Origin of the sequence: Corynebacterium hesseae, assembly GCF_037850265.1 — a bacterium.
In the GTDB taxonomy this organism is placed as follows: Bacteria; Actinomycetota; Actinomycetes; order Mycobacteriales; family Mycobacteriaceae; genus Corynebacterium; species Corynebacterium hesseae.
This window is the reverse complement of record NZ_CP137211.1, coordinates 452104-464832: the sequence shown is the minus strand read 5'-3', so window position 1 is coordinate 464832 and position 12729 is coordinate 452104. Positions and strand designations below refer to the sequence as shown.

The window sequence follows — 12729 nt, the reverse complement described above, 5'->3', positions numbered from 1 at the left end:
ATTAGTCCTTAGCGGTAGTTCGGAGCTTCGACGATCTGCTGAAGGTGGTGCGGGTGAGACTCCTTGAGGCCCGCAGCGGTGATCTGGACAAACTGCTTGGTCTTGAGCTCGGCCAGGGTGGCGGAGCCGGTATAGCCCATGGAGGCGCGCAGGCCGCCGACAATCTGGTGCACGATGGCATCGATGTCACCGCGGAATGGCACGCGGCCCTCCACGCCTTCTGGCACCAGCTTGTCCTCGCTCTTGACGTCAGCCTGGAAGTAACGGTCCTTGGAGTAGGAGCGCTTCTCCCCTGTCAGACCGCGGCCCTGCATGGCGCCCATGGAGCCCATGCCGCGGTAGCGCTTGTACTGCTTGCCCTGGACCACCACGATGTCGCCCGGCGATTCCGTGGTACCAGCCAGCATGGAACCCAGCATGACGGTATCGGCGCCGGCAGCCAGCGCCTTGGCAATGTCACCGGAGTACTGCATACCGCCGTCACCAATAACCGGAACACCCGCCGGGCCTGCCACAGCGGCGGCCTCCATGATGGCGGTGATCTGCGGGGCACCCACGCCCGCCACCACGCGCGTGGTGCAGATGGAGCCCGGGCCAATGCCAACCTTGATGGCGTCGGCACCAGCCTCAATCATGTCGCGCGCCGCAGCACGGGTGGCCAGGTTGCCGCCGACGACGTCAACGCGGTCGCCGAAGTCCTTCTGCACGCGGGAGACCATCTCCAGCACACGGTTGTTGTGGGCGTGGGCGGAGTCGACGACGAGGACGTCCACGCCGGCGTCGACAAGCTGGCCTGCGCGCTGGTAGGACTCCTCACCGGTACCGATGCCCGCCGCCACGAGCAGGCGCCCGGAAGCATCCTTGGAGGCGTTGGGGAACTGCTCAGTCTTGACAAAGTCCTTGACGGTGATGAGGCCGACGAGCTTGTTCTCATCGTTGACGATGGGCAGCTTCTCCACCTTGTTGGCGGACAGCAGCTCCAGCGCCTCCTCCTTGCTGACGCCCTCCTTGGCCACGACGAGCGGCATGGGCGTCATAATCTCCGAGACCTTGCGGGAGAAATCCGGCTCGAAGCGCATGTCACGGTTGGTGCAGATACCCACGAGGGTGCCCTGCTTATCGACGACCGGCAGGCCCGAAATCCGGAACCGCGCGCACAGCGTATCGACTTCATCGATGGTCATGTCCGGGGAAGCCGTGACCGGGTCGGTCACCATGCCGGATTCGGAGCGCTTGACAATCTCTACCTGCTGGGCCTGATCCTCAACTGACAGGTTGCGGTGCAGGACGCCGATGCCGCCCTGGCGCGCCATGCCGATGGCCATGCGGGCCTCGGTCACGGTGTCCATCGCGGCGGAAGCCAGGGGCACGCCGAGGCGAATGTTGCGCGTAAACTGCGCCGAGGTATCCACCTCGGAGGGAACGACGTTGGATTCTGCCGGAAGCAGCAGGACATCATCAAAGGTAAGGCCGTAGAGTGCAATCTTGTCGGGGTTGTCTCCGCCGGTGTGGACGTGGCTCATGAGGGTGGGGCTCTCCTAAACTGACCAGATAGTTTTATGCGGTAGCCCTCACTGTAGTGCGTGGACGCCCCGTAGTGGTAGCCGTGGGTAGAGGAATAGGTATCTATAGGGAATTGCCATGCGCGCACGGAGTCAATAGGCTCGCAGGCGTGAACTTTTTCGCCAACATGCCCCGCGATCCTTTCGCGGACGACCCGAACGACCCAGCTTCCTTCCTCGAGGAGGATGATCACGTCGAGCCGCTGTCCGAGGAGGACCGTCTCGCCGTCATCCACGATCTGGCCATGGTCCAAGAGTTTGCGCGCGTTCTCAGCCCGCGCGGCATCGACGGCATCTTCTTTTTCTGCGAGGACTGCGAGGAGAACCACTTCTACGAGTGGGACATCATGGCCTCCAACATGCAGGCCACGCTGGCAGGCCAGCTCGCCCCCGTGCACGAGCCGGGCGCGGAGCCGGACCCGATGCGCTACGTCCCTTGGGATTATGCGGTGGGTTATCTCGACGGCATGGACTCGCGCTACTAGCTGTGGTCAGCGCGGTAGAACTACCGCGCGTTAAACGGAAAAACCTCTTCCCTCCTGTTCATGCGGGGGAAGAGGTTCTTTGTGGTTTTATTGCTGGAATTGCGCCGGCGGGAGCTGGCCATTATCCGTGGCGCCATCCGAAGCTCCGTCGGAGTTGTCGCCTTGCGGAGGCGTTGCCTGATCGCCGCCTTGCTGGGCTGGCTCCGGTTGGTTCTGCTCCGGTGGGCTCAGCGGGTTGCCCGCCGAAACCGTGCGGGTCACCACGACGGTGGAAACCGCGGTCTCTGTCTGCGTTACGGTTTCCGGCTCCGGCGGCTGCTGCTCCTCCACCGGGGCAGGCTTCTCCACGGTCTGCGTCTGCGTCACCGTGGCGCTGGGCTGATGCTTCGTGGTACGAGGGGCCTCCGCCTCACGTTCCCGCTTGGCCTGGTCCACCATCTTCCGGGCTTCTTCAAGCAACTGGCGGGTGCCGTCCATGTCACCTTGGGCGGAACGCTTCTCCATCTCATCGAGCGTTCCGGCAAGCTCCACTACGGACACATCGTGCTCGTCCGCGCCGAAGAGCGACTGGTTCACGCCGTAAAGCGGAGATCCCGGGCCGGCGTTGACGACCACAGCGCCGGTACCTGCGATGAGCAGCGTAGCTGCGGCCGCCCCGATGAGTCCGTGCATGAAAGGCTTGCTTCGACGGCGGCGTGCCGCGCCGAGGGAAATGATCTCCGGTTCTTCCTCCGCGCCCTCAATGAGAGGGGCCGGAGGCATCTGCTTTTCGACGTCCCCGCGCAGCTCCAACAGAAGCCCCGCCAGTTCATCACCGCCATCGGAGGGATCTGTTCCTTCGGAGAGAGTGGTGAGGAATGCATCATCATCAACCAAGGGCTGCAGCTGCTCAGCGACACCCTGCTGAGGCTCGTCCTTCTTTGCCATGATGACCTCCCTTCCTTATTAGAGAATTATTAGTTTGTCGGTGCCAAGTGCCGATGGCTCACTGCTAGCTCTGGGCTAGCCCAATTACTGGTTCACTCTGCTGGTTCACATTGTTGGTTCACTGCGTCTCGTGCGAATCGAGGGATTTGCGCAATTGCGCGAGTGCACGATGCTGCGCCACGCGGACTGCGCCAGGGGTAGACTCCACAATTTCCGCGGTCTCCTCTGCCGACAGCCCCACGAACACACGCAAGATGATAATGTCCCGGGCCTTGTCACTTAACGTATCGAGCATGGCCCGCACTCTGTTACTACCGTCCACGGCAAGGGCGGATTCTTCGGGGGTAGCGTCCTGAGCAGCATCCTCCGGAAGGTCTTCCGTGGGGTGAGTGTGGTCGCGGCTCAGGGCGCGGTGGGCATCGGTCACCTTGTGAGCAGCAATGCCATAGACGTAGGCCATAAACGGGCGGCCCTTATCTTTGTACGTGCCAATAGACGTCGCCACCGCCAAACAGATCTCCTGCGCCACGTCCTCCGCCGTGGGCTGGCGGTGGCCGCCGATGCGCGCGCGGCAATAGCGCAGGACCTGCGGGTGAATGATCCGCATGATGCGCTGGAGGGCGCGGCGGCTACCGTCGACGGCCAGCGGAACGAGGTCCGCTAGTTCCTTATCGCTGTCGCGCTTCGACGCCGTTGAGGAGCCGCTCGCGTCTGTAGCCTGAGTAGCCACTGCCATCCTTGCCGTTCTGCTTCTGCTTAATGCATTACTTCATATTCTGTATGAACATCATGGCATAACCTTTTGGCGAAACCCCAAAACGACGGGTCTCATCCCCAGCTTTGACCCCACTAGAAAAAGTTCATACACCGTTCATCTTAGCCTTAAGCGCAGGTCACAGGGGCTCCAGTTGAGGAGTTTCAGCCAGTTATACCTGCATGTCAGCATTGCGTAACGCGCTGTTTACCCAAGGGGGACACACTTCAATCTCGTCTCACTTCGCCTCGGCGTTCACGGGGGCGTGCCCGCAACGCGCCCCGCGCCTGGGCACTCTATCTTTGGCAAAGGAGAATCGAACGTGTCTCAGTCCTTCCTGCTCCCCGGGCCGAATACGGACTTTTGGGATTGGCAGCTTCATGGCGCATGCCGTGGAGAAAACTCTGACGTGTTCTATCACCCGGACGGCGAGCGCGGACGCGCCCGCGCCCAGCGCGAGAACCGCGCCAAGGCTATTTGCAGCACCTGCCCGGTCATCGAGATGTGCCGCGAACACGCTCTTACCTCCGGCGAGCCCTACGGCGTGTGGGGCGGCATGAGCGAGTCGGAGCGCGTTGTTGCCCTTCGCTCGCGTCGCACCCACGCGACCGTCGGCGCCTAGTCCGCTTCTGCCAGCTCCCAGCCTTGGGGTCGGACGGCAAACCACCACCTCTATTGGCTGGACGCGACAAGGCTGCTCTCCCCACTGGACGAGCCCACCGTGGGCCGTCGCGCAGCGGGCCTTTTGCGAAGTTTCTTTAAGTAGCATCACGCCCCTCCCCCACCTGCACTGATATCCAACAGCCAGCACGGGCAAGGGGCAGCGGGTGAAAGACGCCAGTTTTTACAGCTCCTGCGCCAGGTAGCGGGCGGTCAGCGTGTCCTTGTCGAGGAACTCGCGCGGCGAGCAGGCCGCCACAACCTCGCCGCCGGCTGAGCCCGCGCCGGGACCGAGATCAATGATGTGGTCGGCGTGCGCCAGGACGGCGCGGTGGTGTTCGACGCAGATGAGGGTGAGGTGGTCGTCGACAAGCGTGTCAAAGAGGCGCAGCAAGGTGTCGATATCTTTCTGATGCAGGCCCACCGTCGGCTCATCGAGCACGATGATGTCCGCAGTCGCCTTGCGGTCGCACAACCGCACCGCCAGCTTCAGCCGCTGGCGCTCGCCGCCAGAGAGCGTCGAGAGCGGCTGCCCCAGCGTCAGGTAGCCCAGCCCCACGGCAACGAGCTGCTCGTACACGCGCTTCGCAGCAGTAACTTTGGCCTCGCGGCAAAACTCCACGGCTTCAACCGCGGGAAGCGCGAGTACCTCCGCGATGTTCTTGCCCGCCAGCTCGTAGCCCAAAACGTCGGCAGCAAAGCGGCGGCCCTCGCACACCGCACAGGGCACATCCGCGCTGTCCATCACACCGAACTCCACGGTCACCACGCCAGCGCCGGAACAGGCCGGGCACGCGCCCTCCGAGTTGAAAGAGAACATTCCCGGCGTGGCCCCATCGTTGGCCTTGGCGAAGGCCTTGCGCAGCGCGTCCATCGCGCCGGTGTAGGTGGCCGGGTTCGAGCGCCGCGAGCCAGACAACGAAGACTGGTCGACAACGAGGATGCGGGCGTCGTCCGGCAAGCACTCCATCAGCGATGACTTTCCGGATCCCGCAACGCCCGAAATGACCGTGAGCACGCCCAGCGGAATGTCCACATCGACGTCCTTGAGGTTGTTATGGGACGCCCCACGGTTTTCCAGCGCTCCGGTGGGCTCGCGCACCTCCTCCTTCAACGCCACCTTCCCGCTGACGGACGGTGCAGCACCGACAGAAAGAATTTCGCCGCCCGCCACTCCGGCGCCGGGGCCAAGCTCGACGACGCAATCCGCAATCGCCATCGTCGCCGGGTTGTGCTCCACCACGAGCACGGTGTTTCCCTTATCGCGCAGCTGCAGGAGAAGCTCATTCATCTGCGTGACGTCATGCGGATGCAGCCCGGCGGTGGGCTCATCAAAGACATAGGTGACGTCCGTGAGCGCCGACCCGATGTGCCGCACCATGCGCGTGCGCTGCGCTTCGCCACCGCTCAGGGTGCCCGTCGGGCGCGCCAGCGTCAGGTAGCCCAGCCCCAAATCTAGGGCGGCCTCCAACCCACGCAACGGCGCTTCAGCAAGGGGTGAGTTGATGGTGCGGAGGCGTCGGCAAGCTCCATGGCGCAGACGTCCGCGATGGAGGCTCCGTTGAGGTAGGACTCGCGCGCGTGCTGCGCCAGGCGCGTGCCATGGCACTCCGGGCAGTCGATGAAGACCACCGCGCGCTCGACAAAGGCACGCATGTGCTTTTGCAGGGACTCCACGAGCTTGCTCAACACGTTCGTCTTCAAACGCGTTACCAGCCCCATGTAGCTCATGTTGACGCCACCGACCTTGCCTTTGGTCTCGGTCTCATACAGGTCACGTTTCTGTTCCTCGGTGAAGTCCTGGACCGGCACGTCGGCTGGGTACAGCCCGGACTCGGCGTAGGCGCGCCACATCCACGAGCCCACCTTCATGCCGGGGTACATGATGGCGCCATCGTTCAACGTCAGAGTCTCATCAACGAGCTGGTGCTTGTCGACGTCCCCCACTTCCCCCCTTCCCTCACACCTCGGGCACATGCCGCCGGTGCGCTCGAAGCGACGGACTTCCTTCACACCGTTAACCTCGATGGCGCCCTGCCCGGAGGCGGAGGGCACGTTGAAGGAATAGGCCGCGGGGCCGCCGGCGCGGGGCTCAGCCAGGCGTGAGAAGAGCACGCGGAGGTGCCCGGTGATGTCGGTGGCGGTACCGAACGTCGAGCGCGCGGAAGCCGCCATGGGCTCCTAGCCCACGACGATGGCTGCGGTGAGCCCTTCCAAGCGGTCCACGTCGGGGCGGGGTGGGGCCTGCATGAAGCCTTGTACGAAGCCGGGATAGGTCTCGTTGATGAGACGCTGCGGTTCAGCCGCAACGGTATCGAAGACCAGCGAGGTCTTGCCGGAACCAGACACGCCGGTGAAGACGGTGAGCTTGCGCTTAGGGATGCGCACGTCCACGTTCTTGAGGTTGTTTTCGCGGGCGCCGGTGACGGTGATGAATTCTTGTTCCACGGCTCAGCAGTCTAGTACCGGGGCGGAGATTCCCGCCCCCACGGCGAAGGCCCGCCGCCCCGCAAAAATGCGGGTTAGCGGGCCTTCCTTACGGCAATGTGGGAACCCTTGTGGCTACGCGGGAACCCTTGTGGTTGTGCGGGAAACGAATGTTTCCCGCACGCACGGTTTAGTGCGCGTGCGAGTGCGCGTGCGCAGCCTGTGCCGGCTCTTCCTCGGCGGGCTTCTCCACAACGGAAGCCTCGGTGGTGAGCACCATGCGGGCCACGGAGGCGGCGTTAACCACGGCGGAGTGGGTGACCTTCACCGGGTCGATGATGCCCTGCTCGAGCAGGTTGCCGTACTCCAGGGTGGCAGCGTTGAAGCCCTCGCCGTTGGCCTTCTCGGCAACGTGGGCGACCACGACGGATCCGTCCAGGCCTGCGTTTTCGGCGATCCAGTAGGCCGGGCGGGTCAGCGCGCGGGCCACGGCCAGCACACCGATCTTGGCCTCGCCCTCGAAGCCCTCGGCGAAAGCCTCGAGCTCCTGGGAGATCTGGACCAGCGCAGAGCCGCCGCCAGCAATGACGCCCTCTTCAACGGCCGCGCGGGCGGCGTTGATGGCGTCCTCGACGCGCAGCTTGCGCTCGTTGACCTCGGTCTCGGTAGCGGCGCCAACGCGGATGACGGCAACGCCACCGGACAGCTTGGCCAGACGCTCCTCGAGCTTCTCCTTATCCCAGGTGGAATCGGTGCGCTCGATCTCGCGGCGCAGCTGCTCGCGGCGCTCCTCGACAGCCTCAGCGGTACCTGCACCATCCACAATCACGGTGTCCTCCTTGGACACGGTGACGCGGCGGGCAGAACCCAGCACCTCCGGGCCGACCTCCTTGAGGTTGATGCCAACCTCAGGGTCGACGACGGTAGCGCCGGTTACAACAGCCAAGTCATCCATGAAGCCCTTGCGGCGCTCGCCGAAGTACGGGGACTTCACGGCGGCGACCTTGAGGACCTTGCGGATGGAGTTCACCACGAGCGCCTGCAGCGGCTCGCCCTCGATGTCTTCAGCGATGATGAGGGTCGGGCGCGAGGACTCCGCGATCTTCTCCAGCAGCGGCAGGAAGTCCGGCAGGGAGGAGATCTTGTTGCGGACGAGGAGAATTGCGGCGTCGTCAAGCACGGCGTTGTAGGTCTCCTCTTCCGTCGCGAAGTACGGGGAGAGGTAGCCCTTGTCGAAGGAAATGCCCTCGGTGACGTCCACGGTGGACTCGATGGTCTGGGACTCCTCGACGGTCACGACGCCGTCCTTGCCCACCTTGTCCATGGCGCCAGCAACCATCTCGCCGACCTCCGCATCGCGGGAGGAAACGGTGGCAACCTGGGAGACCTCCGCGGAGGAGTTCACCGGGGTAGCGCGCTTCTTGAGCTCCTCGACGACCTTCTCAGCCGCCGCTTCGATGCCCTTGTTCAGCTCGATGGGGTTAGCGCCGGCTGCCACGTTGCGCAGGCCTTCGAAGACGAGAGCCTGGGCCAGCAAGGTGGCGGTAGTCGTACCGTCACCGGCGATGTCGTTGGTCTTGACGGCCACGGACTTCACCAGCTGGGCGCCGAGGTTCTCAAAAGGATCGTCGAGGTCAATGTCGCGGGCGATGGTGACGCCGTCGTTGGTGACGGTCGGGCCACCGAAAGCCTTGGACAGCACGACGTTGCGGCCGCGCGGGCCGAGGGTGACCTTGACGGCGTCGGCAAGCGTGTCTACGCCGCGCTGGATGCCCTCGCGGGCCTCCTGGTCAAATGCAATCAGTTTTGGCATAGGGTTAATCGCCTACTTTTACTTCTCGATGACAGCGAGCAGGTCACGAGCGGACAGCAGGAGGTACTCCTGGCCGTCGTACTTCAGCTCGGTGCCGCCGTACTTGGAGAAGATGACGGTGTCGCCCTCGTTGACGCCAACCGGGACAACCTCGCCCTTATCGTTGGTGCGGCCCGGGCCGACAGCGACGACGGTGGCCTCCTGCGGCTTCTCCTTCGCGGAGTCCGGGATAACCAGGCCGGATGCAGTGGTGGTCTCAGCTTCAACGATCTGAACGAGGACCTTGTCCTCCAGCGGCTTAATGTTTGCCATGATGATTTCCTCCAAAGTGTTCCTAGTGCGCGTCCACGTGGACGCGCGCGTGCCGGTTGTGGGTGTCCAGCACAGCCGTCGTCGCGGGTGAACAACTGTGGGTCAAAACAACCTGCCTAGCACTCTACCCGCGCGACTGCTAGCCCTCAACGTTGTGGGCCGATAACCCGTTCGCCCTCCGCGAACGAGTCCCTTGACGCGAGAATTATCCATCGCGAGAACGTGATGGCCTTCGCTTCGGCGCACCGCCCTCGCGCGCGCGAGAGTTATCACGATCCCCGCCACAGCCTCAGTTAATACGGGCGGAAGCTCTGCAGCGTTTGGCAGCGTAGCCAACGGCAGCCGGGTTTTAGTCGCGAGCAACCGCGCGTGCTCCCGAAAACGGGAAAAGACGCTCGGGCTTATTCGAGCCGTCGCGTCTTTGAGTTCTTAAAGGGTACACGAGCACCCCGGCACTGCGCGTCTAACTTAGACCTGTCGGTGGGAGTTCAGCACAGCCGCACGCCACAGCTGGTACTCCTCCGGGTTGTCCTCGCGGTAGTTCTTCACCGCGCGGATACCGTGCTCCACGGCCTCGGCGACCTCGTCGATGTTCTTGTCGTCACCGTCGGCAGCAACGAAGATCACCGGACCGCAGATGGAACGGATTGGGTCCTGCAAGAAGGCGGAATTGCCGGTCGCAGCTGCATTGCGCGCCAGGGAAGCCACCGGGTTCGGGTCGGCGCCTTCAGCCTTGGCATTCGGGTTAAACAGCGCCGCGTAGGTCTGGCCATCATCCTGAAAGGCCACAGATACGCGATCCTCGGTGGTGCCGCCGAGGAATTGATTTGCGTGCTCGATCTCAAACTCGATGGTGCGGCGGGACAGATCGGGGTTAACGAGGAATCCAGTGGTCATAGCGGTGTGAGCTCCTTATGTGCGAGCGAGGCAATTATCGGTCATCACACTACCTGCACCCCGGGGGTTGCGCATCCGCTAGCGCGCAGCAGCCACGAGCGGCACTTCCACCTCAAGCTGCGTATCGGTCCCGCATGCCAGGCCGGAGGGTTCGGCGCCTTCGTGGATGAGTTGGGCGGCCACTGCCGCGATCATCACGCCATTATCGGTGCACAGCTTGAAGCGCGGCACACGCAGCTCGATGCCCGCGGATTCGCAGCGCTTCGCTGCCAGCGCGCGCAGCCGCGAATTCGCCGCCACGCCGCCGCCGAGCAGCAGTACCTTGGCGCCAGTGTCCTGGCAGGCTCGCACGGCCTTGGCGGTCAGCACATCTGCCACCGCCTCCTGGAAGGAGGCACACAGGTCCTCAACCTGGACCGTCGCGCCCTCGCGCTCGGCCTTTTCCACGTGGCGCGCCACCGCCGTCTTGAGCCCCGAGAAGGAGAAGTTGTGGCGGTTGGGCCCGCGCAGGTCCTCGGCCTTGGACAAACCACGCGGCAAATCGATGGTGGGCTCTCCTTGGGCGGCCAGCTTATCGATGACCGGCCCTCCCGGATACCCCAAACCCAACAGGCGGGAGACTTTGTCGTAGGCTTCGCCGGCGGCGTCGTCAAGCGTGGTGCCCAACTCCTTCATGGGTTTGCCCACGGCCTCGACCTCGAGCAGCTGGGTGTGGCCGCCGGAGACGAGCAGCGCCACCGAGTGCGGCAGCTCCTCGCCCTCCAGGTTGGCCACCGCGACGTGCCCGCCGAGGTGGTTGACGCCGTAGAAGGGCACGCCCCACGCGGAGGCGAAGGCCTTGGCTGCCGACGCCCCGACGAGGAGCGCGCCGGCCAGTCCCGGCCCCACGGTGGCGGCCACTGCATCTGGCTTCTCGACGCCCGCCTCCTCCAGCGCCGCCTTCATCACCTGGGGCATGGCTTCGAGGTGGGCGCGGGAGGCAATCTCCGGCACCACGCCGCCGAAGCGCGCGTGCTGCTCCATGGAGGAGGCGACGACGTCGGCGCGAATCTCCATGTGGCCGTTGTCAGACAGCTCGATGATTCCCACGCCGGTTTCGTCGCAGGAGGACTCGATGCCGAGGATTAACATCTCTCACTCTTTCGTGGTCGGTACATGGTGTGGGCGTCCGCGCCGGAGGGCTGATAGTAGTTGCGGCGCAGGCCGTTGATGACAAAATCATAGGCCTCGTAGAGGCGGATGGCGGGATCGTTGCCCACGCGCACTTCGAGGAAGATGGGGGCGTCGTGGGAATCTGCGAGCTCGACGATGGCGTCCATCATCAGCCGCGCGATACCGCGCCGTTGGGCGGCGGGGTCGACGCCGATGGTGCGGATTTCGTATTCCGGCCAGGCCGCGGGCCCCATCCGCCCCACGCCGGCGTAGCCGAGAGCTTCGCCGCGGTTGTCGTTGTGGTCATCGCGGTTGACGCTTGCGTCAACCGCCCAGTAGGTGGTGTGCCCCGCCGCGATTTCCTGCTCGAAGGCACGCGCCGGCCAGGGAGTTTCACCGGGGAAGAGTACTTTTTCTAGTTCGGCGCAGCGGGGTGCGTCCTCAAGCACGAGCGGACGCAACCTCATGATGCCGGTGTTTCCCCGATGCCGCCGACCAAGGCGGCCGAGCGCGGCTTCGCCTTCGGCTCCACGGCATCGGGACGCCGCAGGTACAGCGGGACGAGCGGCTCGGGCTCGGCAGAAAAATCAGCGCAGGCAACCAGCCCCGCCGCGCGCGGGGTAGCCCACTCGCGGGGAAGGCCGGCGGTCTCTTCCGGAAGGCGCGGGGCAATAGACTCGGGAAAAACCAGGCGCGTGGTATCCGCGCCCGACACCCCGGCGGCGCCCAGTTCCAGGGCCTCCGGCTTCGACACGTTCGGGCCGCTGAGACGCTTACCGTCGGCGTAGGTGGCCCAGTAGACCTCTTTGCGGCGGGCGTCGATAGCCACCAGCCACTCCCCCGTGCGCCCGTGCGCGATGGCATCCAATGTGCACACGCCATGCACCGGCAGGTGAAGAGCCACCCCCAGAGCGGAAGCGGTAGCCATGCCCACGCGCAGGCCGGTAAACGGTCCGGGCCCCGTGCCGACGACGATGGCGGAGAGGTCGGAGTAGGTCAGGGAGGCGTCGGCAAGCAGCTCCTCGATGGTGGGGATGAGCTGCTCGTTGTGAGCGCGCGTGCCGCTAATGACGCGGTCGATGCTCTCCCCAGTGTCGGTATCAACGATGCCCGTCACCAGGTCCGTGGTGGCGGTATCGAGTGCAAGAACCTTCATTAGCCTGCGAGGTGCCAGTCGGTGTCGACGTAGTCGGGATTGTTCTTACCCATCTGATCCACGTAGTCCTGGGTATCGCGAATAAACTGCAGCGGCTGGCCCTGCTGGAACGGCAGCAGCGGCGGGATGTCCTGCTTGGCTGCTTCCGGCGACTTTAGCTGCTGCAGCAGACCATCACACAGGTCCACCTGTGCGCGCGGGAGCTTCTCCGCCTTGAATTCACCGGTCTGCGAAGCCAGCAGGATGTAGTTCACGTCATCAGGCACGGCCCCGTCGGCGAAGTCAATGTTCAGGTTCTTCGTCTCCACGCCGCCCTTCTTGAGCTGATCTTCGGTGGCACCCGGGCAGACGGCGGCGACCGCACCCCACTCCTGGCCGTACACATCCTGCGGAATGAACATGGCGAAGTCCAGGTTCTTCGGGTACGCGCTCAGGGACTGGGCAACGGTCGACGGCTCCTTCGTCTCCGCCTGCGCTGGCCGGACCATCGGCAGCACGATGAGGGCGGCAAGGAATACGGCGAAGCCGCCGATAACGACAGTGGTGATGAATTGACCAAGCTTGTTCATAAAGGTGTTTTAGCT

12 protein-coding genes and 1 pseudogene are annotated in these 12729 nt (G+C 64.2%); 2 read left to right on the top strand and 11 right to left on the bottom strand.

Annotated elements, in window-relative coordinates:
• Window positions 1–8: 8 nt before the first annotated feature.
• Window positions 9–1523: an IMP dehydrogenase gene (gene guaB / locus R3O64_RS02305; protein ID WP_101735846.1), complete on the bottom strand. Its 1515-nt coding sequence runs from the start codon at window positions 1521–1523 to the stop codon at window positions 9–11.
• A 149-nt stretch (window positions 1524–1672) separates the two neighbouring features.
• Between guaB and R3O64_RS02300 the strand changes: the two genes are divergently transcribed.
• Window positions 1673–2047 carry a DUF5319 domain-containing protein gene (locus R3O64_RS02300; RefSeq protein ID WP_070521533.1) on the top strand — a complete coding sequence of 125 codons (375 nt, stop codon included), beginning with the start codon at window positions 1673–1675 and terminating at the stop codon, window positions 2045–2047.
• Between the two features lie 87 nt (window positions 2048–2134).
• Here the strand turns inward: R3O64_RS02300 and R3O64_RS02295 are convergent, their stop codons facing one another.
• Together R3O64_RS02295 and R3O64_RS02290 are read right to left on the bottom strand one after the other, a co-directional pair.
• Entirely contained in the window at window positions 2135–2974 is an 840-nt protein-coding gene (locus tag R3O64_RS02295; protein ID WP_339017201.1) for a hypothetical protein, read from the bottom strand.
• Between the two features lie 118 nt (window positions 2975–3092).
• Window positions 3093–3710 (bottom strand): sigma-70 family RNA polymerase sigma factor, encoded by a 618-nt coding sequence (locus R3O64_RS02290; protein WP_339017200.1) that lies wholly within the window; start codon window positions 3708–3710, stop codon window positions 3093–3095.
• Window positions 3711–4050: 340 nt separating this feature from the next.
• Between R3O64_RS02290 and R3O64_RS02285 the strand changes: the two genes are divergently transcribed.
• A complete protein-coding gene (locus R3O64_RS02285; RefSeq protein ID WP_070563785.1) occupies window positions 4051–4350 on the top strand; it encodes a WhiB family transcriptional regulator in 300 nt (99 codons plus the stop codon).
• A gap of 222 nt (window positions 4351–4572) precedes the next feature.
• On the opposite strand, the pseudogene R3O64_RS02280 reads toward R3O64_RS02285, so the two are convergent.
• The 8 genes and pseudogenes from R3O64_RS02280 to R3O64_RS02245 form a co-directional block, all read right to left on the bottom strand.
• A pseudogene (locus tag R3O64_RS02280) lies at window positions 4573–6836 on the bottom strand (excinuclease ABC subunit UvrA).
• A 169-nt stretch (window positions 6837–7005) separates the two neighbouring features.
• On the bottom strand, window positions 7006–8628 hold the full coding sequence (gene groL / locus R3O64_RS02275) for a chaperonin GroEL (protein ID WP_070597135.1): 1623 nt from the start codon (window positions 8626–8628) through the stop codon (window positions 7006–7008).
• A gap of 18 nt (window positions 8629–8646) precedes the next feature.
• Window positions 8647–8946, bottom strand: coding sequence for a co-chaperone GroES (groES, locus tag R3O64_RS02270; protein ID WP_167595557.1), 300 nt, complete (start codon window positions 8944–8946; stop codon window positions 8647–8649).
• 462 nt (window positions 8947–9408) lie between these two features.
• Window positions 9409–9837: a hypothetical protein gene (locus tag R3O64_RS02265; protein ID WP_070563768.1), complete on the bottom strand. Its 429-nt coding sequence runs from the start codon at window positions 9835–9837 to the stop codon at window positions 9409–9411.
• Window positions 9838–9915: 78 nt separating this feature from the next.
• The gene (gene tsaD / locus R3O64_RS02260; protein ID WP_070563766.1) at window positions 9916–10968 is read right to left on the bottom strand and encodes a tRNA (adenosine(37)-N6)-threonylcarbamoyltransferase complex transferase subunit TsaD; all 1053 of its coding nucleotides are present in this window, start codon (window positions 10966–10968) and stop codon (window positions 9916–9918) included.
• Window positions 10962–11456, bottom strand: a complete 495-nt coding sequence (locus R3O64_RS02255; RefSeq protein WP_193634196.1) for a GNAT family N-acetyltransferase — start codon at window positions 11454–11456, stop codon at window positions 10962–10964. The genes tsaD and R3O64_RS02255 overlap by 7 nt, the downstream gene beginning before the upstream one ends.
• Entirely contained in the window at window positions 11453–12145 is a 693-nt protein-coding gene (gene tsaB, locus R3O64_RS02250; RefSeq protein ID WP_143335871.1) for a tRNA (adenosine(37)-N6)-threonylcarbamoyltransferase complex dimerization subunit type 1 TsaB, read from the bottom strand. Before tsaB ends, R3O64_RS02255 begins: the two co-directional genes overlap by 4 nt.
• Window positions 12145–12714: a hypothetical protein gene (locus R3O64_RS02245; protein WP_143334265.1), complete on the bottom strand. Its 570-nt coding sequence runs from the start codon at window positions 12712–12714 to the stop codon at window positions 12145–12147. The genes tsaB and R3O64_RS02245 overlap by 1 nt, the downstream gene beginning before the upstream one ends.
• Between the last annotated feature and the right edge of the window lie 15 nt (window positions 12715–12729).

Bases quoted from the DNA above. Each gene is read 5' to 3' on its own strand.
- guaB (WP_101735846.1), bottom strand. From the start codon at position 1,523: ATGAGCCACGTCCACACCGGCGGAGACAACCCCGACAAGATTGCACTC.
- R3O64_RS02295 (WP_339017201.1), bottom strand. From the start codon at position 2,974: ATGGCAAAGAAGGACGAGCCTCAGCAGGGTGTCGCTGAGCAGCTGCAG.
- R3O64_RS02290 (WP_339017200.1), bottom strand. From the start codon at position 3,710: ATGGCAGTGGCTACTCAGGCTACAGACGCGAGCGGCTCCTCAACGGCG.
- groL (WP_070597135.1), bottom strand. From the start codon at position 8,628: ATGCCAAAACTGATTGCATTTGACCAGGAGGCCCGCGAGGGCATCCAG.
- R3O64_RS02265 (WP_070563768.1), bottom strand. From the start codon at position 9,837: ATGACCACTGGATTCCTCGTTAACCCCGATCTGTCCCGCCGCACCATC.
- tsaD (WP_070563766.1), bottom strand. From the start codon at position 10,968: ATGTTAATCCTCGGCATCGAGTCCTCCTGCGACGAAACCGGCGTGGGA.
- R3O64_RS02255 (WP_193634196.1), bottom strand. From the start codon at position 11,456: ATGAGGTTGCGTCCGCTCGTGCTTGAGGACGCACCCCGCTGCGCCGAA.
- tsaB (WP_143335871.1), bottom strand. From the start codon at position 12,145: ATGAAGGTTCTTGCACTCGATACCGCCACCACGGACCTGGTGACGGGC.
- R3O64_RS02245 (WP_143334265.1), bottom strand. From the start codon at position 12,714: ATGAACAAGCTTGGTCAATTCATCACCACTGTCGTTATCGGCGGCTTC.